The organism is Kitasatospora sp. NPDC057542, from assembly GCF_042801945.1.
Classification (GTDB): Bacteria; Actinomycetota; Actinomycetes; order Streptomycetales; family Streptomycetaceae; genus Kitasatospora.
In genome coordinates this window covers 26,060-51,795 of sequence record NZ_JBHVFE010000010.1, presented here as the reverse complement: position 1 = coordinate 51,795, position 25,736 = coordinate 26,060, and the positions used below count along the sequence as shown (strand labels likewise).

The window sequence follows — 25,736 nt, the reverse complement described above, 5'->3', positions numbered from 1 at the left end:
GAGCACGACGGGGTGGGCGGCGGCCATGGCTGCTCGTACAGCAGCCAGCGCACAACAAGAACGGCCTCGGGGATTGCGGCCCCGAGGCCGTTGTCGGTCGCACCACCCACCAGCAGTAGACGAGAGGAACACGACCGTGGACACCATGATGGCACTCTCCGTCGACACCGCGGAGACCACCGGCACCGCCGACTTCGACGACCTGTACGGCCGTTACTCCACCGCGCTGCGCGTGGCCGCCGCCGAGCAGCTCGCCGAGATCAGCCCGGCCGCCGCCGACCTGGACGAGGACCTGGCCGACGCCGTTTGGGACGACGTCGCCGCTGGCCTCTACCCCACCGGCACCCGCGGCCTGGACGGCCTGCTGCTCATGCTGCGCGACAAGGTCCGCCGGGTCCGCGCCCGGGCGGCGGCCGCCACCAGCGCGATCCGCGAGGTCGTCATCGACCTGGACGACCTCGCCGACACCGCCCCGGTCACCGCGATCCCGACCGCCCGGCCGGTCCCGGCCGCGGTCTCCGCCGCCGTCGCCGCCCTCCGCACGCTCCCCCTGGCCGGCTGACCGCCATGGACGACCAGGCCGCGCAGCTGGAGCGCCAGGTCCAGGAACAGATCGCCCGACTCGAAGCCCAGGCCGCCGCCGAGCGGCAGCTCGCCGAGCAGCTGCGACAGCAGCAGGGAGGGTTCGCAGTGACCGTCACCGACTTCGTCGTCTGCCGCTCGTACGCCGGCGGCGGCACCCCCAAGCCCCCCACCCCGCCGGCCCCGCCCTCCCCCACCCCCGCCGGCGGTGGCCGGTGAGCAGCCCCGAGGACCAGGCCTGGACCCAGCGGCAGATGGACGAGCTGCTGCGCCGGGCCCGTGAGATGCACGCGAAGGCGAAGGCCAAGAAGGCCGGCGCCGGCCAGCAGCAGTAGCCCGACCACCAGCCACGACACGAGAGGGGACCGCCCGTGAGGACGACCGAGGAGTACGACGCCTGGCAGGCCGGGCTGGAGCAGATGAACCGCGCCTACGAGGAGGCCGACCAGGCCGAGTACGTGGCCTACATGGACGAGCTCGGCGCCCGCGACGTCGCGCGCTGGGCCGACCCGGTCCTGGAGCAGCCGGCCACCGACGGCGCGCTCCTGGAGCAGCGGCACGTCCTGCACGAGGCCGCCCACCCGGACCAGGTCGAGGCGCTGCGGCGCCTCGCCGCCCTGGCCTGACCACCCGTCGGTCGGTTGTCGTTCGCCGCCGCCCCGCCCCGGACCACCGGGCGCGGGGCGGAGACGTTCGACGGTGCCCGACGCACCGCCCCTTCCCCCCTATATAGGAGGACACCGTGAGCAAGCTGGACCAGATGGCCGCGTACTTCGGTGTGGAACACTCCCCCGACTCGCTGGCGCAGCTGCTGGAGCTGGGCCGCTGGCTGGAGGACCCGGCCCGGCGCCTCGCCTGGCGCACCGCCCGCAAGGCCCGTGAGGCGGCCGCGATCGACGCCGACCGCGCCTACGACGACGCCCGCCGGCCCAGTCAGCAGACCCCGGCCGCTCGGATCGCGGACCTGCACGAGCAGCTGGACCTGGCCCGGGGGCGTGCCGGCCTGCTCCTCCTGGTCGAGGAACTCGCTGAGCAGACCCGGCTGCGTGCCACCGCCACGGTGCTGCAGCCCGGCCACCAGCACGCGCCCGACCCGCAGAAGCTGCGCCTGCTAGCGACGCGAATCAGCACCGGCACCCAGCAGCTGCTAGCCGACCTGGAGGCCGACTTCGTCTACCCCGACGAGGTACACCGCAATGCGGAGGCCGCGCTCACCGAGCTCACCAGCCGCCGCCTGGCGGTCGAGGCCACCGGCGAGCCCGCCGTCCTGAGCGGCTGGGCCGAGGCGATCGAGTTCGCACTGGCCGTCGTCCAGACCGCCTCCACCCGCGCCTGACCGCCTCCACCCGCGCCTGACTGGCGCCGCCCGCTGCCGCCGGGCCACCACGGCCGGCGGCAGTCGACAGCGCCGCCCGCCCTTGACCGGGTGCTGCCGTTCGCCGTGACCCCGCGTCCAGCATCACCGGGCCCGGGGCGGCAGCGTCCCGCCGGCGCCAGACGCACCACCGTCCAGAACCTGAACCGGAGGAACCCGTGCTGACCATCATCAAGACCGGCACCACCACGAAGAAGGAGGCGAGCAGGTGACGGACAGCGTGTACGTGGCCCGCGAGCAGCAGGAAGAGCCGGCACCGGTCGAGCAGCGGATCGTGCTGGCGCGGTGGGAGAAGTGGCTGGCCGGCATCGGGGCTGCGCTGGCGGTCGGGGTGTCCACCATCGGCCTGGTCGCCTCCTACCAGGCGGTCGAGGCCAAGGCCGCGCTGCCGGTGAAGGAGGGCGGCTGGGGCTGGGAGGAGCCGTGGATGCTGCCGGTCGCGGTGGACCTGGCGATCCTCGCGTTCAGCATCGTCAACCTGCTGCTCGTCCGCTGGGAGCGGGAGGCCGCCTGGGTCAAGTGGGTGCCGCGCGCCCTGACCGGGCTGACCATCTGGCTGAACTGGCAGGCCGGCACCTCCGGCACCGCCGCCGCCGGACACGCCGGCCTCGCCGCCCTCTGGGTCGTCTTCAGCGAGATCGCCGCCCACCTGTACGCCGGCCACATCGGCCGCCTGCGCGGCCGCCAGCGCATGGAAGGCGTCCGCCCCTCCCGCTGGCTCCTCTCCCCCATTTCCACCGCCCGCATCGCCCGGCAGATGAAGCTGTGGGAGATCCGCTCCTATGAGACCGCGCTGCGCCTGAACCAGGAGCGGATCGTCTACCGCGAGCTGCTCACCCAGCGTCACGGCAAGAAGTGGCGGAAGGCGGCCTCACGGGAGGAGATGCTGCCCCTCACGCTCGCGCCGTACGGCATCACGGTCGAGGACGCGCTGAACGTTCCGTCGCAGCGGGCCGAGCAGGACGCGGTACGGAGCCACGAGGCCGAGGTACGGAACCGGGCGCTGGCCCTACGGATGCAGGAGGAGCAGGCTACGGAAGCCCTCCGCGCTGTCGAGCGGGAGGCGGACATCGCCGCCGCGAAGTCCGCCGCCGACGCCAAGCGCCTGCTCGCCGAGGCCGAGCGGAAGGCCGCCGCCGAGGAGGCCCGTACGGCCGCCGACGCGGTGGTACGGAAGCACGAACTGGCCCTGCAGGTCGCCACCGCGCAGGCCGACGCGGAGGCGGCGAAGGCCGCTGCCGAAGCCGAGGCTGCGGCCCTGAAGGCCACCGCGCAGGCCGAGGCCGACGCCGCCGAAATCCGCCGCAGCGCAGAGGAAGCGCAGCTCAAGGCCCGGATCGAGCGGGAGAAACTGGAGCGTCAGGCGGCCGAGGACGAGCGCCTGGCCAAGCTGGAGGCGACCCGGAAGACGGAGGCGGCCCAGGCCGAGATGGCCAAGGTTGCGGCCGCCCGCGACGCCGAGCTTGTCCGGCTGAACCAGCAGCGCGAGGAGGCCGCCCAGGCCGCCGCCGAGGCCGCCCGTAAGAAGGCCGTGGCCGAGAAGGAGAAGGCCGTAGCCGACCAGGAGGCAGCCGTAACCCGCGCGAAGGCGGCCGTGACCCAGGCCGAGGCCGAACGCCGCGAGGCCGAGGAGAAGCAGCGCGCGACCGCCGCCCAGGCCGAGTCGGCCCGGTTGGAGCAGGAGATGGCCGTAGCCCTGGAGGCCGCGGCCGTAGCCCACGAGAACGCCAGCCGTAGCCCGGCCGAACGCCAGGCCCTGGCCATCGCCGACATGATCGAGAAGTTCGGCGAAGAGGTCGTGACGCTCCGCTACATCGAGCGGGCATTCGGCATCACCGGCGGCACCCGCCAGGACCGCCGCGACCGCGCCCGGGAGATCGTCACCGCGCGCCGCACCCAGCAGGCCGGCCAGGACGGCGAGCCCCTCGCGGCCTGACCGTCCCTCAGCACCACCGGATCCCGGCCTCTGCGACGGCCACCAGGGCGCGGCTAACGCCCTGGTGGCCCGCGAAGGTGCCGAGGCACCGAGGCGCCAGCGGCGCCGAGCACCACCCTACGCCCGCCCGGGCTCGACTCGCCGAGAAACACATCCCATCACCCCAGGTCAGGCGGCTGTTCGCCCGTCCATCCCGCCTACGTGAGGAGTCCTTCGATGAGCGTCCTGGAGTACCTGATCGGCCTCGTGCTGGTCGCCCTGGTCGTCGCCGCGACCGTGGCCACCCCACTGTTCCTGGTCCACGCCCGCGAGCGCGACCACGGCCCCGCCTGCTGGTGGTGCCACCCCCGGCTGCGCCGCCGCTGACCGACCGTCCCACCCACCGAGATCCGGGCATCTCGGCTGGTCGCCGGGCCCCTCACGGGGCTTCCGGAGGCCGGCGAAGGCGTCCGGCCCCGGCGCCGAGCACCACCGCAGCGACCCGGACATCCGGCCGGAGCCCGGGTCGACCAACATCCCCCTGGAGGACCCGCATGTCCCAGAACAACAAGATCCCGTGGACCTCGGAGCACCTGCTCAAGCCGCAGGGCACCAACCTGTACGCCGCTCAGCAGCGCGAGCGGCTGCGGCAGATCGCCAACGAGGTCCAGGGGCTGCTGAGCGAGTACCGCGCGGCCCTGGAGAACATCCGAATCGACGGCGACAAGCCGCTGGAGCCGAAGATCCGCGCATTCCGTGCGACCCGGCCGATGGCCGCTCTGGAAAAGCACCTGCGCGACGCGGTGAACGCGTCCGGAAAGATCGACGCCTCCTACAACCGCTTCTACGTGGAACTCCCGAAGAAGCGTGAGGAGCGCGCGAAGGCGAAGGAGCTTCAGAAGGCCCACAAGGCCGGAATCAAGAACGGGCAGGGAATGCAGGCGGTGAACACGGCGGCGAGCCTGCACGGAATCGCCGCCGGATTCTCTGAGAACCGGAACGGAAACGGCGACGGAAACACCCAGGAGAAGCCCGCCTCGACGTTCCTGGATTTCCTGAAGGAGGCGTGAATCCGTGCCGCTCACACCGGGGCAGGCTGCCCACTGGAATCGGCGCATCGCGGCGACCGCGACGAATTCCGACCGTGCGCAGGCGCTGTGGGATCTGGCCCGCACGATGGCCGGCCGGGACGAGGCGGCGTGGGCGGACCTGGTGCGGATGCTCACGGCGTGGACGCAGGCCCGGGCCGGCTCCTGAGGGGCCGGGCGGCGGGGTGACTCTTCGCGCTCACCGAATCCGCCGCGATGCCGCGATCCGGGGTCTCCACGTGCGCGCACTGTGCGCGCACGCGAGGGGCCCCGGATTGGTGACTGACAGTGACGAACGATTGGAGGCGGCCGGATGGCCGACGACACCACGGGGACCGTGCTCGGCTTCCCCGGCCTGACCCTGCCGGGGGTCGTGGGCGAGGACGGCCCCGACGGCGGCCTGCCGACCCTGGCCCCGCTGACCACCGAATTCGGCCCGCCCGCGTCTCTGTCCGTTGCCGAAGGGCCCGCCCTCGGCGGGAATGCGGAAACCGCCGCTCACGGAATGGAGGCCGCCCCGGCGACCGGGCCCGGCTCGCTTGCCGGGGTCGCCTCGATGTCCACCGTGATGATGGCGGGAATCACGGTCGCCGCCCTGCGCGGCGCCTATCACGCGGTCGAATATCTGAAGGCCCGCGCGGAGCACCACAAGGCCGTCCGCGACCAGCAGAGCGCGGTCACGGGAAAAGCGAATACCGAACTTGAAAAGGCCCGTGCGGCCGCCCTCGCGGCGCAGCAGCGGGGGCGTGTGCAGTCCGGTCCGGAATTTGGCCGGACCGCCCGGAGTTCGGGTCTGAATTCCTCCCAGAATTCGGCCCGGCCGAATGGCTCGGCGCCTTCGACGTTCCGCTCCACCTCGCCCACCGGGCCGGTCGGTCCCCAGCCGAAGAAGCCCGATGCGGGCCGTGGAGGCGGCCAGGACGGCCGTCCCGGTGCTGCGGGCAGCACCGGGCCCGGTCGGGTCCGGGAGGCCCGCAGGGGGGCCCTGGAGGACTCCGGCCGAAAGCGCCGTCCGGAGGGCAATTCCGATGACCGGAAAGGCCGCCTGAACGGCGGCGGAAACGGCCCGTCGGACGCCGGCCGGGACCGCCCCGGGCGGCAGCCGGCCGGGGCGGACACGATCCGGGGAGCGGCCCGCCGGCGTGCCGCCGACCGGATCCTGAACGGTCCGAAAGACAAGCAGCCGGGCCCCGGCCCGAAGGACCCCGCCGACCGGAACAACAAGCCGGACCGGAAGGACCGCCCCGGGCGGCAGCCGGCCGGGCCGGACACGATCCGCGGCGCGGCCCGTCGCCGGGCCGCCGACCGGATCACCACCGGCACCTGGAAGCCCACCGGCGCCCACAGCGGCGACGGCGCCACCCCGACGACCATCCGCGGCGCGGTCCGCAAGCGGGCTGTCGACCGGATCCTCAACGGCAAGAAGACCAAGGACACGACGAAGACGGCGAAGGACGGTACGGCGGATACGTCGAAGCCGTCGGCGCCGAGTACCGAGCTTGCCGTGCGGCCCGGGGCGGCCGGAGGCGGGACGGACGAGACGGGCACCGCGTCGGCGGCGTCCGGCAGCCGCACCCGACGGGTGTTCACCCCGGGCGGGGAGACCGGCTCCAGGCCCTGGCGGGTGCGCAAGCCGGGCACCACCGCCCCGGGCAGCGCCGAGGACAAGAAACGCAAAAAGCGTCAGGCCAAGCAGGAGCAACGTACGCGCCGGGCCCGCGAACGGGCGCAGCGGGCGAGTACCCGCCGTGCCGAGAAGGCCCGGCCGTTCGGCGACGACGGATTCGACGAGGAGGACACGGACTGGTCGGGAAGGCATGAGGAGCGGCATTCGTGGCTCTGCGGGTGCGATGACTGCACCCGGCCCGGCGACAATTTCGGGCCGCCGCCGGGCTGGGTCCACAGCCCGGGCGTCAAGGTGCGCCGCGCCGACCGGCCCGACTCCGACGTGGACGCGCCCGCGATCGGCCGGGGCCAGGCCGCGCTTCCCCGTGCTCCCTACAACAGCCCGCACGTCCGGCCCGGAACCACCCGCCCGATCCCGATGCCCCCCGCTCCGCCCGCTCCTGGAGGACGACCCGTGACCATTCCCGTGCCCAGAGCGGCATCCGGAACCCAGTACCAGGGTGACTCGGAGCTGACGATCTACGACGTCATCGAGGCGGATGCCGACATGGCGGAGGAGATCCTGGCCGGCGCCGACGACGCGCGCGAGGCGGCGGAGGGCTGCGAGAAGCTGCTCGGCCGCCTGGAGGCCCTGCACGCCAAGGTCCTCGACCTCAAGGTGCCCGGCGTCCTGGAGGGCATGGTCGCCTCCCTCATCGAAAAGGCCGAGGAGGTCAAGGCGAAGGCCGACGCGGTCGCCGAGACCATTCCGGCCGCCGCCGAGGCCATCGCCGTCGCCGGGACCAACGCGGCCCGCCGCGACAAGCAGGTCGCCGACACCGTGCGCGACCTGGGCCACGCCGCGCCCGCCGAGCGCGACTACCACGACAAGTAGGAAGGGAGCACACACCGATGTCCGACCCCGACCTCGCGCCGGTCACCAGCAGCGCCCCGGCCACCGTCCACGACGCCCCCACCGACCGGCCCGCCCCCAGCGGCGCCGAGGCCTCCTCCACCACCGGCGGGGCGCTGGCCTTTGCCGGCGAGGTGATCCGCGACGCCGTCAGCTACGGCATCGTCGTCGCCCAGCTCGCCATCGCCGCGGTGCGCCTGGCCTACCTGTCCGAGAAGGTCACCGGCACCTACGAGTACGTCGAGGGCTGCGCCGAGTCGGTGCAGCGCCTCGCGGACCAGGCCGCCGGGATGAACGTCGACCGGGACACCGTTGCCGAGCACCGCGACGCCGCCGCCGTCATGCTCTCCGTCCTCGCCGAGGCCCAGGCCATGGCCACCGCCACCGCCGAGCTCTCCACCCTGTTCCAGCAGACCGCCGACGCGCACGAGGCCGACTACGGGCCGGTCGACGACGCGATCGCCGCCAAGGAAGGCGAGCTGGCCGACCGCGAGTTCTACGCCAACCGCTGACCCCCTTGGGGCGGCCGGTGCCGCCCCGACGGGCCGGGCCGGCCGCCCCTTCGCAACCCCACGAACCCCCGCCGCTTCCCCGGCGGCACCCGCGAAGGAGCCCCACGTTGATGTCCCTCGGCCCGCTGCGCGGGCGCATCGCCGTCGCCCGCGGCTACGCCGGCCGCACCGCCACCCTCGCCGGCACGGCAGGACTTGCGGCCGGCGCGCTCACTGACGCTCCCCTGCCCTTCATCGTCACGCTCAGCAGCGCCGGGGCCGCCACCGCCTGGGGCCTGATCTGGTCCGCGACCCTACCCAAGGGCCGCATCCGCGACGCCGCCACCGCCCTCTACCTCGTGGCCCCCGTCAGCGCGGCCGGACTGCTCGTCACCGAGCGCCTGGTCCACGGCCTGCACTGGTGGGAGCTCGCACTGGACGCCGCGTGGGCGGCGGCTACCTGGAAGGTCCGCCCGGCCCGCATGGCCCGTGTCCTGGCCGGCCGTGAGCGCTCCCTCACCCCCGAGGCCGTCCAGCAGGTCCAGGAACAGCAGGCCGCCGCCCTCGTCCCGGCCGGCTCCACTCACCCGATGTCCATCTGGTGGGCGCAGCGGGTCGCCGTCGAGGGCGGCGTCGCCCCCGGCACCGTGCTGACCGACGTCGAGCGCACCGGCGAGAAGGGGATGTCCGGGCTGATCCGCGCCACCGTCCCGGGCACGCCGGTGCCCACGATCTCCATCACCGCCCTGTCCGCGCTCCTGGACTGGGACGAGGAGGAGATCAGCGTCGCGAAGGTCGCCGGCCGCGGCGCCGGGGTGCGGCGCCTGACCGTGGGCACAGCCGACCAGGCCGTGGACCCCTACACGCACTGGATCAAGAACATCGCGCCCAAGGGCATGCCCGGCACGGTCATCACCGGCGTGCGCATCATCGACACCGACACGAAGGAACTGCACTGACGTGGGCCTCGTCTACGAGCTGACCGTCCAGGCCCCGCCCGGCGACGTCATCGGCTACGACATGGCCCGCCTCGCCGACGCCATGGACATCAAGGACCCCGCCCGCCTCGCCGTCGAGACCCACGGCAGCAAGGGCCTGGTCACCATCTACCCCGAAGACCCACTCGCCGACGTCCTCCTGCCCGACCCCGAGCACCTGGCCATGGACTCCACCGGCCGGATCTGGGTCGGCCGTCACCACAACGGACGCCGCACCCGGCTGCGCCTGTACGACCCGAAGGCCGGCAGCGCGCAGCGGATGCTGTTGTTCGGGACCACCGGCGCCGGCAAGTCCACCGGCGGGCAGATCATCCTTGCCGGGATGAAGCGCTCCGGGGTCGGCGTGTTCTACGCCGACCTCAAGGGCGGTCAGTCCGCCCCGGAGGCGCGTGGCAACGTCGACTGGGCGGTCTACACGCAGGAAGGCGCCATCGCCCAGCTGCGGACCTTCTGGAACGTCATGAAGGCCCGCGAGATCAGGTACGCGGCGGCCGGGCGCTCCAAGTTCCTGATGGACCGCCCGGACCCGCTGATGTACCAGGTGGTGGACGAGGCGAACCGGCTGCTGGAGAAGGGCGCCCCGTACCGCGACGAGGCGACGTTCTACATCAAGGACATCGGCCGCACCGGCCGCTCGCTGGGGATGGGTATCGGCCTGTTCGCCCAGGCGGGCCACCTGGAGGAGCTCGGCGGCTCCGACACCCTGCGCTCCATGCTCAAGGAGGGCGAGGTGATCCTGCTGCGCTGGACCTCGAATCTGATGCGCCAGCTCGTCAGCGACGGCCTGCTCCCGGCTGGGCAGAAGCTCGCGGCGATCCCCAAGTACGCCGGCGCCGTCGAGCTCGTGTCGCAGTTCGACGACACCGAGGCGGACGAGGACCGGCCCGGCACCCAGGGCAGCGGCTACCACCTCTCCGGCCTGCACCCCACCGCCCGCATGCGCTTCTTCAAGGTCGGCTCCGAGGTGCCGACCGAAGGCCTGGACCCCGAGATGCTCGCCCTGTACGGCGACGGCCCGCACGCCGTCCTGGAGAAGGACTCCTGGGAGGACGCGGGCGAGGCCTACACCGGGAAGCTGGACGGGATGGAGGCCTACCAGGCCGCGTGCCCGGAGAAGTTCGAGGAACCCGAGGCCAGCGGTGGCGGTGGCGGCCGGGGCCGGGGCGGCACCGGCGGAAACCGGGGCGGAGGCCGGGGCGCGCGCACCGCGCCAGTCCCCGCCATCCCCGCCTCCGCCCCCGAGCCGCGGACCGCCTCCCGCCTCAACCTCACCGACCGCGTCCTGGCCGTCCTGGAGAACACCGACGGCGAGGACCTGGACGACCTGGAAATCCTCGCCGCCGTCAACGCCGACGGCGGCCGCAAGATCAGCCTCGGCGGCGTCCGCAACGCTCTCACGGGCCTGCGCGGCTGACGACGAGGACCGGCGACGGTCAGTCGAAGGAGAAGTTCTCTGCGTCGCATTCCCAGCAGAACCACGACTCGGGGATCTCCACGACATCGCAGCAGTCGCAGCCCTCGCCATGCACACGGTTGTCCGCACCGCAGTTCCAACAGCTGTAGTGCACGTGCGCCATCGCGCCCCCTCGTCTCCAAGCCCCGCACCGCCCGGTGCGGGGCGCAGCCCGAACCTGACGTACCACCAGGCCTGGCCAGCAAACACCCGATCCGGCCCGCCTGTCCGCCCAACCCACCAACGACCCGCCAGGAGCAGCCGTGGCCGTCACCGTCTCCCTCGCCGTCCTCCTCGGCATCATCACCGCCGTCCTCTACCGGAGCCGCGCGGTCGGCTTCTGGCCCGCCCTGGCCCTCGTGCTGTTCGGCTTCACCCTCGCCTCCACCGGCGCCGGCCCCACCGTCAACCAGCTGCTCACCAACCTGGTCACCGCGCTCAGCAACGCCGCCTCCTGACCCGCCACCCTTCCGGAAGGACCCGCCCATGAACCCCAGCCGCCCCGCTCGTCCCGCGCGCCTGCGCATCTCCGGCCAGGTCAGCACCGTCGACCTGCTCCTCGCCGAGGCCTCCCTCGACCCGCGCATGCGGTTCCAGCCCTGCACGGGCACCTTCGAGGACGCCGGCACCGCGCTCGCCGCCCACCAGGCCCTGATGGACCCGCGCTCCCGCAGGGCGCTGCCCGCCGCGCCCCGGCGCTCCGAGCTGCCGCCCGGCCCGACCCGCGCCGACGTGGTCGTCCTGGACGAGGCCGCGTACCTGCTCGGGCAGTCGCGCAGCGGCAAGCAGTCCCCGGAGACGGCCCGCCTGATCCGCGAGCTCATCGCCCTCGGCCGCACCACCCGGATCCACGGCTGACCACCAGCCACCCGCACCCGGCCTCTCCGGGGGCCGCCGGACCCGCCCACCCCCGCGGCGCGGACCCGGCGGCCCCAGAAGGCGCCCGGCGCCCCCAGACCCCAGCAAGCTCTTCCCCGCCACCCCTTGGAGGACCCCGTGGACAGCACCCACACCCGCCCCACCGCCACCGCCGCCGACACGGCGGTCGACCTCAACGCCTACCTCCTCCAGGAAGGCTTCGTCCCGGCCTCGCTCGACGGCCAGGTCGTCGCCGTCCCGCTCCAGCCCTCCCCCACCACCCCGGCCCTGATCCCCGCCCTGGTCGACGGCAAGGTCATCGCCGTCCCCGTGCACAACCCGCTCGCCGCCGCCACGGAGGCCGCCGCCGCGCAGCCGCAGCCCGCCCCGGCCCCGGCCGCCCAGGCGCAGCCGGCCGCAGACCCGGGCCTGCCACTGGCCCTCCGTCAGGGCATTCTCTACGGCTGCGCCGGCGCGCTCGCCGTTGGCGGCCTGACGTGGATGGTCGGCGCCGGGGTCGGCGAGGTCGCCCCGTACGCGGATCAGATCGGCAGGGTGCTGATGTGGGCGGCCGCCACCGTGGCCGCCGTGGTGATCGGCGTCGCCGCACTGCTCGGCAAGCTCCGCACCATCGCCACCGGGGCAGGCGCCGGGGCGTCCGCGACCGCCAGCGGCGACGGCTCGAACGCGACCGGCACCGTGCTGGCCCTGGTCCACCGCACCCACCAGACCCACATCGGCAAGCAGACCGCGTGGGGCCGCGGCGGCATCACCAACAACAACGGCTGACCGGCCGACCGGCCTCGCCCCCGGCCACGCCCGCCCACCTCGCCGAACGCCGGCCGGGTGGGCGGCCGCGCTTCCGGGGCCGGGACCGGCCGACCGGCCCGCACCACCCGACCACACCGGAACGGAGAGCAGCAGCGTGCGCGCGATCGACCTCGACCCCGACGGCCGCCACCACGGCGGCCTGCCCACCTACCCCTGGAAGTTCGGGCCCGAGGGCCTGGCCACCCGCCGCCAGCTGCGCGCCATGGGCCTGCGCCCGGCGGCCCAGGAGCCCGCCGCCCAGGTGGTCTGCCGCCGCGGCCGCCGCCACGGCTACCTCTACCGGATCGACGCCGCCAAGCCCGTGCGGTCGATGACGCCGGGCCGGGCCGCCGCCCTGGACCGGGCGATGGCCGCCCGCCAGACCTGCCCCCTGTGTCTCGTCCGCTACGACGCCTGCCTCCCGCTCAAGACCCTCGGCTCCTGCCTGCCGTGCTCGGAGCTGTCCGACGACGAGCGCGACCAGCTCGCCGCCCTCACCGCTGCCTGACCCACCACCACCGTCACCGTCACTGGAGGACACCTTGAAGCTCCGCGTCTTCGCCAACATGCTCGCCGAGGCCGTCGCCTTCGCCGCCCGCGCCCTGCCCACCCGCGCCCCCGTCCCGGTCCTGGCCGGCATCCTGCTGCGCACCGACGAGCGCGGCCTGCACCTGGCCGCGTTCGACTACGAGACCGCGGCGACCACCCGCGTGGACGCGGAGATCGCCGACGACGGCACCGCGCTGGTCTCCGGCCGCCTCCTCAACGAGATCTGCAAGACCCTGCCGAAGGCGGCCGAGGTCGACATCGAGCTGTCCGGCTCCCGCCTGCTCGTCACCTCCGGCTCGGCGAAGTTCACCCTGCCCACCCTGCCGGCCGAGGAGTACCCGCAGCTGCCCGGCGTACCGGACACCGTGCTCACCGTCCAGGCCGACGCCCTCGCCGACGCCGTCGCCCAGGTCGCCGTCGCCGCCTCCACCGAGGAGAGCCTGCCGGTGCTGACCGCCATGCAGCTGCTCCTCGAGGACGACCGGATCACCCTGGCCGCCACCGACCGCTACCGCTTCGCCGTACGTGAGCTGACCGTCCAGCCCACCGGCACCCTCCCGGCCGTGACGCCCAAGACCGGCAAGAAGAAGGACAAGGCCGACGACGGCGCCGTCCTGATCCCGGCGAAGTTCCTCGCCGAGGCCACCCGCGCGATGACCGGCGAGCACCCGGTCGCCGTTGGCTGGTCGGACGGCCAGCTCACCCTCACCACCGCCGGCAGCAGCATCGGCACCCGGCTCATCGACGGCGACTTCCCGCGCCACCGCGGCGTGTTCCCCATCCCCGCCGACGCCGAGCTGACCGTCACCGTCCCCACCGACGAGGCGCTGGCAGCGCTCAAGCGCGTCGCCCTGGTCGCCTCCGACAAGACCCCGGTCCGCCTGACCGTCACCGACGACGGCAGGCAGCTGCTCCTGGAGGCCGGGCACGGCGACGACGCCCACGCCGTGGACCGCATCCCCTGCAACACCACCGGCCACCTCGACGGCGGCACGATCGCGTTCAACCCCGGCTACCTCGCCGACGCCCTCAAGGCGCTCGCCGCGCCCGAGGCCCGCCTGCACGCCACCTCGGCCACCAAGCCCGCCCTGCTCACCGGGCACTCCGGCGAACTCGCCGACACCGACTACCAGCACCTGCTGATGCCGATCCGCCTCAACGGCTGACCCCGCATCACCCCACCCGCCCCGCACCGCCGGGGCGGGCCCCGGCACCATCCCGGCACACCACACGCGAACAAGGAGCAGCACCCCGTGACCCAGCACACCGAGCCCACCGCCCCCCAGGAGCAGCCGAACGTCAGCGTCCGCGAGTCGGCCCGGCGCCGGGTCCGTATCCTGACCGCACCCGGCGGCTGGCTCGACCGGCGCCGCCGCGAACTCGCCGCCGGCCTGGACGACTTCTCCGGCGCCGAACCGTGGGTACGCGCCCTGGCCTACCTGATCGCGATCGCCCTCGCCATCCTGGTGCTCGGCACCGTCGGCGGCATCCTGTTCAACGCCGCCGGCGCCGTGATCGGCGCCGTGCACCTGCCACAGGACCTGCCCGCCGGCGGCGACGGCCTGCGCGTCGCCGTCACCGGCCCCATCCACGCCTACCTCATCGCCCACCAGGCCTACCCGCTCACCGCGGCCGCCGCCTACGGCGTGTGGAAGACGCTGGGCCTGGTCGCCGCGCTGGTCGCCTTCATCACCAAGGGCGCCATCGCGCGCGCCAGCTGGACGGCCTGGTCCTGCGCCACCCTCGCCATGGTCTGGTCCGCCGCCCCCGAGGCCGGGCGCCCGGTCGCCGTCGGCCTGACCGCCGCGGCCATCGCGATCGTCTCCCTGTTCGCCCTTCGCGGCCTGACCTTCTCGCTGCGCCCGATGGTGATCAACCGCACCGACGTGCAGCCGCAGATCACCATCCAGGCCCCGGAGCCCAAGACGGCCCGCCCCCGGCCGGCCGTCCCGGCGCCCACCTCGCTCTTCGACCAGCGCTGATCCTCCCGGGCGGGCCGGTGCACCGAGCACAGGCCCGCCCGCTCCGCACCGTTCACCGCGCAGTCGACCGAGAGGCACCCGCCGTGGCCCTGGCCATATCCCGCGACGCGCAGATCGCGGCCCTGTACGAGAAGCTCTACCACCGCTCGGCGATCCTGTCCGGCCTCACCCCCGGCAGCAAAGCCCACACCGGGATCCAGGCCGAATGCGACGCCATCCACGCCGAGATACGGCGCCTGGAGTCCACCACCAGCATCTCGCCGAAGGCCGTCCTCATCGGGCTGGCCGTGATCCTGCTGCTCATCTGGAGCGCCGTCCACTGACGTCCGGGCGCTGGCGCTGCCCACCACCGCGCCCGCCGCCCCCGCCATCCAGGCCGGGACGGCGGGCGCGGTGGTGCGCGGCGCGGCCGCCCGGTCGGCACCCCGAAGGAGGACCCCGTGACCACCGACACCACCCCGTCCATCCCGGCCGCCACCGCCTACGAGCCGTTCGCCCGACCCGACCGCAGCTACCGCCCGGAAAGCGCCCTGCCCGAGGCCACCGACTGGGAGCTGGCCCGCATCGCGCTCGACCGGCGCAGCTCCGCCGCCTACGCCGACGACCCGCACGCCGACGAGGCCCGGCGGATCGGTGAGGAGTTCACCGCCGAGGAAGCCGCACGGGTCGACGTCTTCCTCGCGGCGGGCATCCAGGACGTCCACCGCCTGGACGCCATCGCCGCCGGCCAGGCACTCACCGGCGAGGACCGCGCCTGGCTGTTCGGCCAGCTGCGTCTCGCCTGGCACCGCCTGGACCGCCTGCACGACTGCCTCGACCACTCCGGCAGCCTCCTGACCAACACCTACGCCGCGAGCAGCGTCGACTACGTCCGCTGGTCCCGGAAGCCGCAGGCCTTCTCGCCCCTGCGCGGCGGCCGCCCCGGCCGCCCGACCACCGCCGGCTGACCAGAGACACGAACCCCACGCACGAACGAAGGAGAAGGATGAACAGCACCCTGTCCGCGGAGGAGCAGCTGGCGCTCGCCGTCGAGTTCCGCGTCCCGATCCCCCAGGGCCCGGTCGGCGGATACGGCGAGGTCGTCGTGCGCCGCGACGAGACCGGCACCGGCTGGGCGGTGACCGACGGTGCCCTGGTCGGCCTGCGGGCCTGGACCGAGGGTGAGAACGGCGGCTGGCGGCCCGTCTGGGACATCGGCCGCGCCGCCGCCTACAAGCACACCCGCGAGGAGGCGCTGGCTCTTGCTGACCGGGTCGCCGAGTGCGAGGCCGTCAACCACCAGGTGCTGCTCGGTGTGATCGCCGACCCCCTCGGCCACGCCGTTCGCACCCGGCAGTACACGATCACCTGCCCGCGCTGCCAGACGCCCGGTGCCGAGGAGTACGGCGAGCCGGCCTGGAACAGCGACGACTTCGCGGACTGTGCCCGCTGTCGCTCCTGCGGGATCGAATGGGCCCTCGACCCCGGGGCCGACGCCTCCTGCACCACCTGCGGCGGCAGCGGCATCCCCGGTGCCGGGTCCATCCGCACGCGCACCCCCAGCGGCTGGCAGTCCGTCCCGAAGTGCGAGTGCCACGAGTCCGGGCGCTGACCCTGCCCACCACCGCGCCCCGCCCCTGGTGCCAGACAGCGGGCGGGGCCCGGTGGTGCGCGAGGACCGGCCCCAACTCCGGGAATGCATACTCTGGACATGCATAGTCGGAGTCTGCATACTTGGTTGGGCGGGAACCACTCCCGCCCAACCGGGAAGGAACTGCCATGGGCATCTACTGGGGCGAGAGCACCGGACACCGCAGCTGCCTCACCACCCAGCGCCTCGCCCGCAGGCTGCGGTGGGCCCGCATCGGCGACAGCGCCACCATCCGCACGTTCCTCACCGCCCTGGACGGCGACTACCGCGGTGAACTCGTCCTCACCGCGGACCAGGCCCAGCAGATCATGTTCGCGCTGCGCTGGGCCGCGGACCGGATGCGCTGGTTCGCCCTCCCCGGCTGGGCCCGCCTGGCCCGGATCCTGGCCAACGACGCCGAGCGCGCCTGGCGCAGCGGCGGCTGGACCATCGAGTGACCTCCGCGAGGCCCGCTCCGGCCGCACACAGGGCAGACTGCGAGTCTGCATTCTCCGTGAATGCAGACCAGCAGCCGCCCGCACGCCAGGAGCCCGCCATGCCCCGTCCTGACCAGACCACCCGTACCGAGGGCCGCGCCCACATCGCCGCGCTCAAGAAGAGGCGCGACAAGATCCACGCCGATGCCGAGAAGGCAAAGACCGACGCGGACGCCGAGATGTGGGCCGCCATCGCGGAGCTGATCCGCACCGGCCAGGTCCTCCAGGCCGACGCCGCCGCCGAGACCGGCTTCACCCGCGACCACGTTCTCAAGCAGACCAAGCGCTACAGCTCCGGCGGCTGACCGGCCGCCAGCGCGCCCCCGGCACCGGCCGGCGAGGGTTCACGACCCAGGCGCGCACCATCCGGGACACCGCGTCCCGGAGCAGCTCGGGGAGGGAAACCCGATGAGCAGCACCACCACCAGCACCGTGTGGACCGCCGCCTGGCCCGAGAACGTCCTCGCCCGCTACCTCACCGTCGGCGGCGCCCACGTCGACCTGATGAGCGTCCGCTTCCGCACCAGGTTCCTCCCGAAGGGCCGCCCCTACGTCGGCGACACCTACCACGAGGTCGACGGCTTCACCTGGAAGTGCAACGGCTGCGGCACCACCGGCAGCGTCGGCGTCTACGGCGACCCCTACCTGCCGAACGAGCGCCAGGACGCCCACCTGGACGCCAACGCCCACGCCAACGAATGCCGCTCGATGCCCAAGCCCACCAGCTGACCCGCCAGCGCGTCCCCGGCACCCGGCCGGCGCGGGCTCACGACCCGGACGCGCACCACCCCCTTCCGGCACCACCGGCCGCGCACCCGACGGCCGGTCACCCCACCGCGCCCGAGCGCGGACCCCTCTGCAGCCCGCCCGTGGCACCCGCACGCCTGCCCAGACGGCGGGCGCCCAGCCCACACCCACACCACAACCACCCGGAGGAATCCGTGACCGCCACCGACCGCGCCGCCCGCTTCGCCACCTCCTACGCCCTCCTGCGGGCCGCCGGAGCGATCGGTGACATGTGGGTCCAGACGGACACCTGCGCCCGGATCAAGGGCGCCACCGACACCAACCCCGTCGTCGACCGCGACGAGGAGACCGGCACCGAGACCGTGCACGGAACCCGCGAGGGCCAGCTCGCCTGTGCCCACCACTGCCTGACTTACTCGGCCACGCAGGCCGGCGCCCTTCTGATCGGCTCGCGCCTGCTGGGCCTGCGCTTGAGGCCCGGCCGCGTCGCCGCCGCGCTGGCCCTGTCCTTCGCGACCCACTACATCGCGGACAGGCGCCAGCCCTTGGCCCGCCTGGCCAACGCCACCGGCAAGGGCGCCTTCTACGAGCGCCTGGCCCCGGTGTGCGGGTCCTTCGAGCTCGACCAGGCCTGGCACCACGGCTGGGAAACCGCAGCCGCCCTGCTCCTGGCCCGCTGACCGCGCCGGGCGCCCACGCTGCCCACCACGACGCTCCGCCCCCGGCCACCCAAGCCGGACGGTCGCAGCGCTGTGGTGCGCGGCGCGGCCGTCCGGCCGGACCCAACGCCGAGAAGGGAACCGATCACCGTGTCGGTCTCGAACTGCGCCTTCTGCGCCATCGTCAAGGGCCAGGCGCCCGCCGACGTCGTCCGCGAGTGGAGCGACGCCATCGCGATCCGCCCGCGCAGCGGCGGTGTCGCCGACGGGCACCTGCTGGTGATCCCCCGCCAGCACGTGGCGGACGTCGGCACCGACCCGCTCGTCTCCGCGGCCACCATGGCGCGCGCCGCCGAACTCGCCGCCGACCTGCCCGCCGCCAACGTCCTCACGAGCCGAGGCGCCGTGGCCACGCAGACGGTCTTCCACCTGCACCTACACGTCGTCCCCCGCACCGACGGGGACGGCCTGCCCCTGCCCTGGACCCCGCAGCACGCCGCCCGGAACGGAGCCACCGCGTGAACCTCCACCTCGTCATGGCCCGCGAGCCCCTGCCCACCCACGGCCCGTCCGTGTTCCTTGCCGGACCCACCCCCAGGCTCGGCGGCCCCGTCGACTCCTGGAGGCCGGCCGCCTACGCGGAGCTGGGCGCCCAATGGACCGGCCCCGGCCCGCTGACCGTGCTCTCCCCCGAGTCCCGGGGCGGTCGCCGCGCCGCGCACTACGACGACCAGGTCGACTGGGAGACCGCCGCCCGGGCCAGTGCCGACGCGATCCTCTTCTGGATCCCCCGCGACCTCGAGCACATGCCCGGCTTCACCACCAACGTCGAGTTCGGGTTGGACATCCCGACCGGCCGCGTGGTCCTCGGCTGCCCGCCCGACTGCGCCGCCCCCGAGCGCAACTGCTACCTGATCTGGGTCGCACACCGCCACGGCGCCCCCGTGCGCGACACCCTCAGCGACACCGTCGCCGCCGCACTCGCCCTCGCCTCCAGCCGCACGCCCGGCCAGGCCACCACTTGCCAGCCCGGCCCCGCCGACAACCCGGTGCCCGACGACCCCACCGGCGCCTGGCTCTGACCACCCACCACACCACCCGGAGGCCCCCGCGATGACGACCACCACCCCCGCCGCCGCCCGCTCCCGCGCCCTCGCCCCGGTCCAGCCCGGCGACCTGGTCGCCATGATCGGGTGTGCGGCCAGCGGCAAGTCCTCGGCCCTGCACACCGTCCCGCCCCACCAGATCGTCAGCCTGGACACCCTGCGCGCGATCGTCTCCGAGCCCGGCGACCAGGACGCCACCGCCGACGCCGTCCTGCTCCAGCACCACATCCTCCTGAACCGGGCGCGCCGGGGCGTCACCACCTACGTGGACAACACCTCGGTCGAGGCGCAGCACCGGCTCCAGCTGGTCGAGCTGGCCCACCAGCACGGCCGCCGCGCCGTCGCGATCCTGGTCGACGCCCCACTTGCCGAATGCCTCGCCCGGAACGCGGCGCGCCCGCCGCAGCAGCGGGTACCGGAGGACGCGCTCCGCTGGCAGCACCGCATGGCCCGCTCAGTCCGCGAGCTCCTCCCCCGCGAAGGCTGGGACGAGATCCGCCACCTGCGCACCGCCTGACCGGACCACCACGCCGCCCACCACCACGCCCCGCCCACCGGCCAGCCAGGCCCGGGCGGCCGGGCGCCGTGGTGCGCGGCGCGGCCGCCCGGCCCAACCCCGCACCCCCTCGGAGGCACCTGATGACCGAGCAGACGACCCGCGCCCGCCTGCTGAGCAACGCCCTCGACACCGCCGACAACATCGCCATCGCCGCTGCGGCCGCCGCCGCCGGCCTCACCACCTACCGCACCCTCGCCGCCCGCCCGTCCGAGACCCGCTTCACCCTCGCCGTGGCCGCCGCCGGCCTCGCCGCCTGCCTCGCCGACCAGGCCACCACCCAGCTCCGCCGACCGCTGCGCCACCGCCTCGGCATCCCCGCCTACGGCTACGCCCCCGCCCCCGCTGTCGCCGCTGTGCCCGCCCCGGCGCCCTCGCTGGAGCAGCTCGCCGAGGAGGTCGCTGCCGACGCCGCACACCGCGCGGCCACCGGAGCCCACGGCCTCGACCGCAGCGGCGGCAGCCTGACCGAGGCCGCCAACTGGGCCGGCGCGGAGGACGGCACCGCGACGTGCGAGCTGCCCGGCGGCGCGCACCTGCTGTGCGTCCCCTCCCCCGCCGACCAGCACGGCTACAGCACCCGCACCTACCTGCTCGTGCGCGACGGCGAGCACCAGATCCAGGTGAGCAGCATCAGCGAGCTGGTCGCGCTCCTGGACAGCCCCACGGCCGACGCGGCGCAGCCCGCCGCCGACGAGGACCAGGCCGACGACCCGTGGGCCACCCTCGGCGAGGAACTCGCCATCGCCGAGCTTTGCCCCGCCGAACCGCTCGACGGCGAGGACCAGGACGACGAGGACGACAAGGACGCCAACCGCGACCAGGAGGCCGAGGCCCACGCGGCCGGCCTCCTGTAGTTCGACAGCAGCCCTCGGCAGCGGGCCGGCCTCCACCAAGGACCGGCCTGCCGCTCCCTCCCCCACCCCGCCGCTCAGATCAGGGAGACCACAGCCATGGCCCGTACCGCCACCTGCCGCACCGCCCCGGCCGCCGACCACAAGCCGGTCCTGATCGCCCTCCCCACCGTCTTCGCCGACCCGTACGCCGGACCCGCCGGCCGCCGCCACTACACCTGCACGCCCTGCGAGACCTCCTGGGCCGGCGGAGAACAGGACTGCTTCAACTGCGGAAGGCCAGCCACCAGCGAGCACCCCAACATCACCGCCGCCCTCCAGCTCCTCCTGCACCGCCCCGCCGCCAGCCACGCCTGACCACCCGCCAGCACCCCGGCCCGACCCTCGCACCCCAGCGGACCAAGCCGACCCGTCGAAGGAGACACACCATGACGATCACGCCGATCCCCCGCCGCGGCCTCTACACCACCAACCCCGACGAGCGGCTGCGCCCTGGCACCCCGGACAAAGCCTGGGAGCTGTGGCTCACCGGCCCGGACAACCTGCTGGAGATGCCCGACCTCGCCACCGCGCTGATGGCCGCCGCCGAGCACAACGCCCTGGCCGCCGACCTCGACGACGGCTCCCCGCTCCAGCCCGTCAGCTACGCCCTGGTCCTCCACCACGGCTACGCCTGGCGCCGCCAGGGCGCGGCCCGCTCGGGCGCCGGCATCGCCGTCCCCTCGCTGTGCTGGACCGCCAAGTGCAGCATCTGCGGCGACGTCGTCGAGGACGAGTTCATCCCCCACCACGACACCCCCGAGAGCGCTGCCGACGACGCCGTCGGCAGCCGCGAATGGGACGAGCTCCCCGACGGGCGACTGGTCTGCGACCGCACCGACGACGCCCACGACAACGCCCGCGCCCAGGCCCACACCGAGGACACCCCCGAGCAGCCGGACGAAAACCAGCTCCCCCTCCTGTAGACCCCAGCCCACCCGACGGAGGACCACATGCACCGACCCGTCATCACCCCCCGCCCCGACAGCCCCGCCAGCCAGGCCGTGGGCCTAGACCTGGACGGCACGCTTGCCGACGCCTCGGCCGGATGGATGGGCGGCCAGATCGGCCTGCCCCAGCCCGGCGCCATGGACGCGCTGCGCCTCCTCGCGCGCCACCGCGCCGTGTTCGTTTTCACCGCGAGGCCGAGGATCTGGCTGCCTGAGGTCGCCGACTGGATCACCTGGTACTCGGGCATCCCGGCGTTTGTCGACCCGTCGCCGGAGCGGGCGTACTGGCAGGTCGTGGGCGGCCCCATCCTGGTCACCAGCACCAAGCTGGGCGCGGCCGTGTACGTGGACGACCGCGCGGTCCACCACGCCGGCAACTGGACCGACACCCTCGCCACCGTCAGCCGTGCGATCGGCCTGGACCGCGCTGGCGTTCTCGTCCCGGCCTGATCACCAGCACAGTGAAGGGCTCGCCTCCCTCGGCTTCTTCGCCGGAGGAGGCGGGCCTTTTTGCGTTTCTGGAGAGATGCAGACGGGCTCATGAGCAGCTTGTCCCTGGCGCTGGGCCGAAGGTGCTGATCGGGCTGGCAGTGCGATGGACACGGCCCGGTATTACCCGGTAATAGCCGAGCCGGCATAGCGGGTTGGGGCCGCTGGTGCGATTGAGCATGCCCCCATACGCGGCCGAGGCAGGTAGCTACGATCAACTCGGCTTGGAAGCCCCTCCTGCGGACCCCCCAGGTCGGATGAGGCCGAACATGAAGGTGGCGGTGGTCCGCCCCGAACTGGGTCGGACCACCGCCACCTATTACCCGGTAATAGGGGAGAGGCGCTGAGGCCTCAGATTGCGGGACTCAGTCCCGCAGGTTCTCGATGAGAGCCTCCGCGAGAGCGTAGGCCTCTCGCTTGTCGAGGACCTCCGTGATCGCGGTCGCGAAGGCCGTGACGTCATGCCAGTCGACGTCGAGCGGGTCGGGAGAAGCGAGAGGCTCGCGAGGCTCGGGCAAAGTTGCCGAAGCCAGAGCGGTGGCAGGTGCGGAGACCTGCTGAGCACCGACGGCCGCAGGAGCCTCGTCATCCATTACCGGGTAATAGCCCTCGGCCGGTGAGGTCGTGCTGGGCTTCGCGGAAGGCCGCGGGAGCTGGGCTGCCCCGGCAGGCTCAGCGGCCCGCGGTTGGGGCGTCGACGGGCTGGGCCCCGCCGACTTGTTCTGCGGCGCATTGTCGACGCGGTCCTCGACCGGATTCACACTGGCCGAGTACGCGGCCAGTTGGTTGTCCTTCGGCTGTGCAACGAACGCGCGAGCCGCCTTCAGTCCAAGCTCGCCAGACGCCACCTTTGCCTGGAGCTCAGGAACGAGGTTCAGCAGGGCGATGCGCTGGGACACGAACCCCTGGGTCTTCCCGATGCCCTTGGCGGCCTTGGTCTGGGCCATTCCGCGGCCCTTCGGCGGCGGATCGGTGAGGATTCGCAGCGCCTCGGCCTCCTGGATCGGGTTCAACGCAACCCGAAGCAGATTCTCGGCAACGGCCCACACCAGCGGGTCGGGTGCGGCCTCGTCGTTCACGTAGGCCGGGACTTCCCGCAGCCCGGCACGCACGGCTGCGGCGAGGCGCCGGTGACCCGCGACAACGACGTACAGACGGCCGCCGACCTGCGGCGCGTACTCCGGGTTGTGCTTGAGGAACGCCGATGCGCTGCACAGCGTCAGGGGCGTGATGACGCCCACGGTCTCAATGCTGCCGGCAAGGTCGAGGAACTCCTGGTCCGTCTCGTCGATCTGCCCGCGGGGGTTACCCGGATTGGGGGCGATCTCTTCGATCCCGACGATCGGCGGCCGGGGTGCGGCGTGGGTGGGCTCGTCGAGGGGCTCGCCGTCGAGCATGTCGGCCAGGTTGACGCGGCGGCTCATCGGGCGGTTCCGTTCAGGTTGAGCTCAAGGGCCAGCTTGAAGAAGTCCTCGCGAGCTTCGAAGCTAGCGCGGTTGGGCTTGTACTGAGTGACGACGAGGCCTTCGGCCGCCGCGCGGGAGTGGACCTTGTAGTGCCGGACGACGGTCTTCGCCAGCGGGAAGCCGTTCTTCTCGACAAACTCCCGGGTCTGCTTCAGATCGACGTCGCCGTCGCGCGGGTCCCAGTTGTTGATGACGACCGTGTAGGGCAGGCCGCGCGGCTCGACGATCTGGCGGACCGTACGGACGGTCGGCTTGAAGCCCAGGGGCTCCGGCTCGATCGGCAGGATCACGCTGTCTGCGTTGTCCAGGACGGCACGGAGGATGTCGGCGGCCTTGCCGTCGCCGAGCGGGTCGGCGGTGGTGTCGTCGTCGGACAGGTCGAGCCAGCCCGGGGTGTCAACGAAGATGTGCCGGACACTCTTGACGGCGCGCAGCTTGCGCAGCGACCCGAGGTCGTTGTGTGCCTGGGTGAAGAGGAAGGGGAGTTCGTCGCCGACGCGGTTGGACCACCACGCGGTCGACCCCTGTGGGTCGACGGAGACGGCGAGAACGGGAGGCTGTTCGCCGGCCTTACGGCCGATGACCTCGGCGGTGACGGCGGCGAGGTTGACGGTCAGCGTCGACTTTCCGACGCCGCCCTTCTGGTTCAGAAGGACATGCACGTGTGCCATGGAAGCTCCGTGTGATTCCCAGTTGGGGCTGGTACTGCGGACCGACACAGAATGTCAGAAGATCCAGTTCAGGGCACATATGGGTGGATGTGCGGGCGTGGCGAATGCCGCTGCAAGTCGCCTGATCTGATGCTGAGGGAACCGGCAGCCTGGTGCGGCCGGGACGGTAGTTCGGGAGGGCGGGACGCACTTGTAGTGGCAGAGTGATACGGCTCTCCAATACGTGGTGCTCCCAGGCGAGTCGCTGCTCGCGGGTGCGGATGTTGCGGTAGACAGGGAGCGGGCAGCGACAGGGCGCCCGGCCGGCAGCCGCCAAGAGACCCCCGCGGCGGCACGCATACGGCCAAAAGCAAGCGGCACACACCCTGGGCAGGACACGGACAGCAGGCAGGTTGACCGGAAGCACAACAGCGCGCAGCCACAGGGGGTCGGGTCGCGCGCGGAAGTGGCATCCGTGTCCCAACACCACCGCCCCTGGGTCGGCGAAGCCGGCCTCCGTTACGCCGCTCGCAAGCGCAGGGCATGCACCGGCGAGCCATACGCCGCCGTCTGCGACCTCCTTGCCCAGCGGGCGCCGGGCGAAGCGCTCATTCCCCGTGCTGCTTCAGGCTCCCAAGCATTCCTCGAGACACACATCGCCGAACGTGGACGAGGCCTGGGCCTGCTCAGCGCTCATCCCATGGGTATCCACGCCGTTCACCCGGGACCGCACGGCCTGACCATCAGGCTCGATGCCCAGCCGTTCGTCGTCCGCCACTGGGCCGAGCGACTGCTGCCTGTCGATCCCACCGCTCCCGATGAGATTCACGGCATCTGCGGCCTCCGGTTCCGCACCACCTACCACCACGTGCTGCTCTCCCAGCCTGGTCTCAACACCTCCGTACGCCTGACCGGCTTCCCCACCCGCTGGTGGCATCAAGCAGTCGACGCCATCATCGCCAACGCCCACCGTCACCGAGCCGAACCCTGCTTCCTCCAACCCGACCGATGGACACCCGCGGAACAGCAACTCCAAACGTGGCGGACCAGGCGACGCCTAGATCCGCACGTTGGCAGCACGCTGCTGCGCCGGATCCGCCTCACCACCTGCCCCGACGGCTACGGCGGCACGGACATGTGGTCAGATCCATGCCACGACGGCCACACGAGTTGGGTGCTGGAAATGCTCCGAGGGCCGGACCACGATCAGCTGCTCAGCCTGCTGACGGATCCCGTGCTCGGGTCCGGCCTCCATCTGCAGGACAGATGGTGCTGGTGCTCCGCCTCGAGAAAAGGAGAGGGCTGCAGAATCATGCTGACCACTGCTGACGGCACGCAGCGCCTATTGCTACGTGACCTGGGATGGGACAGGCCCGACCGCACCGACACGGAACGGCGTGGGCAGATGGTCGCGGAGTACAACGAAGCCGCCTTCTCGTGAACTCCGCAGCTATCCCCCGGTAGCGCTGTTCGTTGTGTTGATGGGCATGCCCGC

General features: G+C 73.1%; 35 protein-coding genes. 33 read left to right on the top strand and 2 right to left on the bottom strand.

The features are described 5' to 3' along the window. The first annotated feature begins 136 nt into the window (after nt 1-136). From ACFU7Y_RS03100 to ACFU7Y_RS02945, 32 genes are all read left to right on the top strand, one after another. Entirely contained in the window at nt 137-562 is a 426-nt protein-coding gene (locus ACFU7Y_RS03100; protein ID WP_380766307.1) for a hypothetical protein, read from the top strand. A gap of 5 nt (nt 563-567) precedes the next feature. Continuing rightward, entirely contained in the window at nt 568-801 is a 234-nt protein-coding gene (locus ACFU7Y_RS03095) for a hypothetical protein (protein WP_380766306.1), read from the top strand. A 152-nt stretch (nt 802-953) separates the two neighbouring features. Next, nucleotides 954-1,208 (top strand): hypothetical protein, encoded by a 255-nt coding sequence (locus ACFU7Y_RS03090; protein WP_380766305.1) that lies wholly within the window; start codon nt 954-956, stop codon nt 1,206-1,208. Nucleotides 1,209-1,324: 116 nt separating this feature from the next. Beyond that, a complete protein-coding gene (locus ACFU7Y_RS03085) occupies nt 1,325-1,918 on the top strand; it encodes a hypothetical protein (protein WP_380766304.1) in 594 nt (197 codons plus the stop codon). A gap of 247 nt (nt 1,919-2,165) precedes the next feature. Continuing rightward, nucleotides 2,166-3,893, top strand: coding sequence for a DUF2637 domain-containing protein (locus ACFU7Y_RS03080; protein WP_380766303.1), 1,728 nt, complete (start codon nt 2,166-2,168; stop codon nt 3,891-3,893). Between the two features lie 216 nt (nt 3,894-4,109). Beyond that, a complete protein-coding gene (locus ACFU7Y_RS03075; protein WP_380766302.1) occupies nt 4,110-4,259 on the top strand; it encodes a hypothetical protein in 150 nt (49 codons plus the stop codon). Between the two features lie 167 nt (nt 4,260-4,426). Beyond that, nucleotides 4,427-4,942: a hypothetical protein gene (locus tag ACFU7Y_RS03070; RefSeq protein ID WP_380766301.1), complete on the top strand. Its 516-nt coding sequence runs from the start codon at nt 4,427-4,429 to the stop codon at nt 4,940-4,942. Nucleotides 4,943-4,946: 4 nt separating this feature from the next. Beyond that, entirely contained in the window at nt 4,947-5,129 is a 183-nt protein-coding gene (locus ACFU7Y_RS03065) for a hypothetical protein (protein ID WP_380766300.1), read from the top strand. Between the two features lie 144 nt (nt 5,130-5,273). Next, nucleotides 5,274-7,460, top strand: coding sequence for a hypothetical protein (locus ACFU7Y_RS03060; protein WP_380766299.1), 2,187 nt, complete (start codon nt 5,274-5,276; stop codon nt 7,458-7,460). Between the two features lie 17 nt (nt 7,461-7,477). Beyond that, nucleotides 7,478-7,990 carry a hypothetical protein gene (locus ACFU7Y_RS03055; protein ID WP_380766298.1) on the top strand — a complete coding sequence of 171 codons (513 nt, stop codon included), beginning with the start codon at nt 7,478-7,480 and terminating at the stop codon, nt 7,988-7,990. Between the two features lie 110 nt (nt 7,991-8,100). Beyond that, nucleotides 8,101-8,928 (top strand): hypothetical protein, encoded by an 828-nt coding sequence (locus ACFU7Y_RS03050; RefSeq protein WP_380766297.1) that lies wholly within the window; start codon nt 8,101-8,103, stop codon nt 8,926-8,928. 1 nt (nt 8,929) lies between these two features. Next, nucleotides 8,930-10,381 carry a transfer protein gene (locus ACFU7Y_RS03045; RefSeq protein WP_380766296.1) on the top strand — a complete coding sequence of 484 codons (1,452 nt, stop codon included), beginning with the start codon at nt 8,930-8,932 and terminating at the stop codon, nt 10,379-10,381. A gap of 302 nt (nt 10,382-10,683) precedes the next feature. Then, entirely contained in the window at nt 10,684-10,878 is a 195-nt protein-coding gene (locus tag ACFU7Y_RS03040; protein WP_380766295.1) for a hypothetical protein, read from the top strand. Nucleotides 10,879-10,906: 28 nt separating this feature from the next. Then, a complete protein-coding gene (locus ACFU7Y_RS03035) occupies nt 10,907-11,278 on the top strand; it encodes a hypothetical protein (RefSeq protein ID WP_380766293.1) in 372 nt (123 codons plus the stop codon). Nucleotides 11,279-11,416: 138 nt separating this feature from the next. Further along, the gene (locus ACFU7Y_RS03030) at nt 11,417-12,067 is read left to right on the top strand and encodes a hypothetical protein (RefSeq protein WP_380766291.1); all 651 of its coding nucleotides are present in this window, start codon (nt 11,417-11,419) and stop codon (nt 12,065-12,067) included. A 136-nt stretch (nt 12,068-12,203) separates the two neighbouring features. Next, nucleotides 12,204-12,596, top strand: coding sequence for an RRQRL motif-containing zinc-binding protein (locus ACFU7Y_RS03025; protein ID WP_380766290.1), 393 nt, complete (start codon nt 12,204-12,206; stop codon nt 12,594-12,596). Nucleotides 12,597-12,630: 34 nt separating this feature from the next. Then, nucleotides 12,631-13,803: a DNA polymerase III subunit beta gene (dnaN, locus tag ACFU7Y_RS03020; RefSeq protein WP_380766289.1), complete on the top strand. Its 1,173-nt coding sequence runs from the start codon at nt 12,631-12,633 to the stop codon at nt 13,801-13,803. Between the two features lie 87 nt (nt 13,804-13,890). After that, a complete protein-coding gene (locus ACFU7Y_RS03015; RefSeq protein ID WP_380766288.1) occupies nt 13,891-14,619 on the top strand; it encodes a hypothetical protein in 729 nt (242 codons plus the stop codon). Between the two features lie 83 nt (nt 14,620-14,702). Then, nucleotides 14,703-14,942 (top strand): hypothetical protein, encoded by a 240-nt coding sequence (locus ACFU7Y_RS03010; protein ID WP_380766287.1) that lies wholly within the window; start codon nt 14,703-14,705, stop codon nt 14,940-14,942. Between the two features lie 117 nt (nt 14,943-15,059). Continuing rightward, a complete protein-coding gene (locus ACFU7Y_RS03005) occupies nt 15,060-15,566 on the top strand; it encodes a hypothetical protein (protein WP_380766286.1) in 507 nt (168 codons plus the stop codon). A gap of 38 nt (nt 15,567-15,604) precedes the next feature. Then, the gene (locus ACFU7Y_RS03000; RefSeq protein ID WP_380766284.1) at nt 15,605-16,210 is read left to right on the top strand and encodes a hypothetical protein; all 606 of its coding nucleotides are present in this window, start codon (nt 15,605-15,607) and stop codon (nt 16,208-16,210) included. 167 nt (nt 16,211-16,377) lie between these two features. Next, nucleotides 16,378-16,686 (top strand): hypothetical protein, encoded by a 309-nt coding sequence (locus ACFU7Y_RS02995; protein ID WP_380766283.1) that lies wholly within the window; start codon nt 16,378-16,380, stop codon nt 16,684-16,686. 98 nt (nt 16,687-16,784) lie between these two features. Continuing rightward, on the top strand, nt 16,785-17,030 hold the full coding sequence (locus ACFU7Y_RS02990) for a hypothetical protein (RefSeq protein ID WP_380497566.1): 246 nt from the start codon (nt 16,785-16,787) through the stop codon (nt 17,028-17,030). 103 nt (nt 17,031-17,133) lie between these two features. Then, nucleotides 17,134-17,454 (top strand): hypothetical protein, encoded by a 321-nt coding sequence (locus ACFU7Y_RS02985; protein WP_380766282.1) that lies wholly within the window; start codon nt 17,134-17,136, stop codon nt 17,452-17,454. Between the two features lie 212 nt (nt 17,455-17,666). Next, nucleotides 17,667-18,152, top strand: coding sequence for a hypothetical protein (locus ACFU7Y_RS02980; RefSeq protein ID WP_380766281.1), 486 nt, complete (start codon nt 17,667-17,669; stop codon nt 18,150-18,152). Nucleotides 18,153-18,281: 129 nt separating this feature from the next. Further along, on the top strand, nt 18,282-18,653 hold the full coding sequence (locus ACFU7Y_RS02975) for an HIT family protein (RefSeq protein ID WP_380766279.1): 372 nt from the start codon (nt 18,282-18,284) through the stop codon (nt 18,651-18,653). After that, on the top strand, nt 18,650-19,213 hold the full coding sequence (locus ACFU7Y_RS02970; protein ID WP_380766278.1) for a nucleoside 2-deoxyribosyltransferase domain-containing protein: 564 nt from the start codon (nt 18,650-18,652) through the stop codon (nt 19,211-19,213). The genes ACFU7Y_RS02975 and ACFU7Y_RS02970 overlap by 4 nt, the downstream gene beginning before the upstream one ends. A 31-nt stretch (nt 19,214-19,244) precedes the next feature. Continuing rightward, nucleotides 19,245-19,754, top strand: coding sequence for an AAA family ATPase (locus ACFU7Y_RS02965; protein ID WP_380766276.1), 510 nt, complete (start codon nt 19,245-19,247; stop codon nt 19,752-19,754). A 122-nt stretch (nt 19,755-19,876) separates the two neighbouring features. Further along, nucleotides 19,877-20,650 carry a hypothetical protein gene (locus ACFU7Y_RS02960; protein ID WP_380766274.1) on the top strand — a complete coding sequence of 258 codons (774 nt, stop codon included), beginning with the start codon at nt 19,877-19,879 and terminating at the stop codon, nt 20,648-20,650. Nucleotides 20,651-20,746: 96 nt separating this feature from the next. Continuing rightward, nucleotides 20,747-21,004, top strand: coding sequence for a hypothetical protein (locus tag ACFU7Y_RS02955; protein WP_380766273.1), 258 nt, complete (start codon nt 20,747-20,749; stop codon nt 21,002-21,004). A gap of 71 nt (nt 21,005-21,075) precedes the next feature. Continuing rightward, nucleotides 21,076-21,612: a hypothetical protein gene (locus ACFU7Y_RS02950; protein WP_380766272.1), complete on the top strand. Its 537-nt coding sequence runs from the start codon at nt 21,076-21,078 to the stop codon at nt 21,610-21,612. Nucleotides 21,613-21,639: 27 nt separating this feature from the next. Continuing rightward, complete coding sequence (locus tag ACFU7Y_RS02945; RefSeq protein ID WP_380766271.1) at nt 21,640-22,086, top strand: hypothetical protein; 447 nt, start codon at nt 21,640-21,642, stop codon at nt 22,084-22,086. A gap of 404 nt (nt 22,087-22,490) precedes the next feature. Here ACFU7Y_RS02945 and ACFU7Y_RS02940 read toward each other — a convergent pair whose 3' ends face one another. Beyond that, entirely contained in the window at nt 22,491-23,549 is a 1,059-nt protein-coding gene (locus ACFU7Y_RS02940; protein WP_380766270.1) for a ParB/RepB/Spo0J family partition protein, read from the bottom strand. Beyond that, entirely contained in the window at nt 23,546-24,262 is a 717-nt protein-coding gene (locus ACFU7Y_RS02935; RefSeq protein ID WP_380766269.1) for an AAA family ATPase, read from the bottom strand. Before ACFU7Y_RS02935 ends, ACFU7Y_RS02940 begins: the two co-directional genes overlap by 4 nt. Before the next feature lie 679 nt (nt 24,263-24,941). Here ACFU7Y_RS02935 and ACFU7Y_RS02930 point away from each other — a divergent pair. Next, on the top strand, nt 24,942-25,682 hold the full coding sequence (locus ACFU7Y_RS02930) for a hypothetical protein (RefSeq protein ID WP_380766268.1): 741 nt from the start codon (nt 24,942-24,944) through the stop codon (nt 25,680-25,682). Nucleotides 25,683-25,736 lie beyond the last annotated feature (54 nt).

Bases quoted from the DNA above. Each gene is read 5' to 3' on its own strand.
- ACFU7Y_RS02930 (WP_380766268.1), top strand. From the start codon at position 24,942: ATGGGTATCCACGCCGTTCACCCGGGACCGCACGGCCTGACCATCAGG.
- ACFU7Y_RS02950 (WP_380766272.1), top strand. From the start codon at position 21,076: ATGACGATCACGCCGATCCCCCGCCGCGGCCTCTACACCACCAACCCC.
- ACFU7Y_RS03000 (WP_380766284.1), top strand. From the start codon at position 15,605: ATGAACAGCACCCTGTCCGCGGAGGAGCAGCTGGCGCTCGCCGTCGAG.
- ACFU7Y_RS02990 (WP_380497566.1), top strand. From the start codon at position 16,785: ATGCCCCGTCCTGACCAGACCACCCGTACCGAGGGCCGCGCCCACATC.
- ACFU7Y_RS02965 (WP_380766276.1), top strand. From the start codon at position 19,245: ATGACGACCACCACCCCCGCCGCCGCCCGCTCCCGCGCCCTCGCCCCG.
- ACFU7Y_RS02985 (WP_380766282.1), top strand. From the start codon at position 17,134: ATGAGCAGCACCACCACCAGCACCGTGTGGACCGCCGCCTGGCCCGAG.
- ACFU7Y_RS02945 (WP_380766271.1), top strand. From the start codon at position 21,640: ATGCACCGACCCGTCATCACCCCCCGCCCCGACAGCCCCGCCAGCCAG.
- ACFU7Y_RS03060 (WP_380766299.1), top strand. From the start codon at position 5,274: ATGGCCGACGACACCACGGGGACCGTGCTCGGCTTCCCCGGCCTGACC.
- ACFU7Y_RS02935 (WP_380766269.1), bottom strand. From the start codon at position 24,262: ATGGCACACGTGCATGTCCTTCTGAACCAGAAGGGCGGCGTCGGAAAG.
- ACFU7Y_RS02995 (WP_380766283.1), top strand. From the start codon at position 16,378: ATGGGCATCTACTGGGGCGAGAGCACCGGACACCGCAGCTGCCTCACC.
- ACFU7Y_RS02955 (WP_380766273.1), top strand. From the start codon at position 20,747: ATGGCCCGTACCGCCACCTGCCGCACCGCCCCGGCCGCCGACCACAAG.
- ACFU7Y_RS03075 (WP_380766302.1), top strand. From the start codon at position 4,110: ATGAGCGTCCTGGAGTACCTGATCGGCCTCGTGCTGGTCGCCCTGGTC.
- ACFU7Y_RS03035 (WP_380766293.1), top strand. From the start codon at position 10,907: ATGAACCCCAGCCGCCCCGCTCGTCCCGCGCGCCTGCGCATCTCCGGC.
- ACFU7Y_RS03095 (WP_380766306.1), top strand. From the start codon at position 568: ATGGACGACCAGGCCGCGCAGCTGGAGCGCCAGGTCCAGGAACAGATC.
- ACFU7Y_RS03070 (WP_380766301.1), top strand. From the start codon at position 4,427: ATGTCCCAGAACAACAAGATCCCGTGGACCTCGGAGCACCTGCTCAAG.
- ACFU7Y_RS03050 (WP_380766297.1), top strand. From the start codon at position 8,101: ATGTCCCTCGGCCCGCTGCGCGGGCGCATCGCCGTCGCCCGCGGCTAC.
- ACFU7Y_RS02960 (WP_380766274.1), top strand. From the start codon at position 19,877: ATGACCGAGCAGACGACCCGCGCCCGCCTGCTGAGCAACGCCCTCGAC.
- ACFU7Y_RS02940 (WP_380766270.1), bottom strand. From the start codon at position 23,549: ATGAGCCGCCGCGTCAACCTGGCCGACATGCTCGACGGCGAGCCCCTC.
- ACFU7Y_RS03055 (WP_380766298.1), top strand. From the start codon at position 7,478: ATGTCCGACCCCGACCTCGCGCCGGTCACCAGCAGCGCCCCGGCCACC.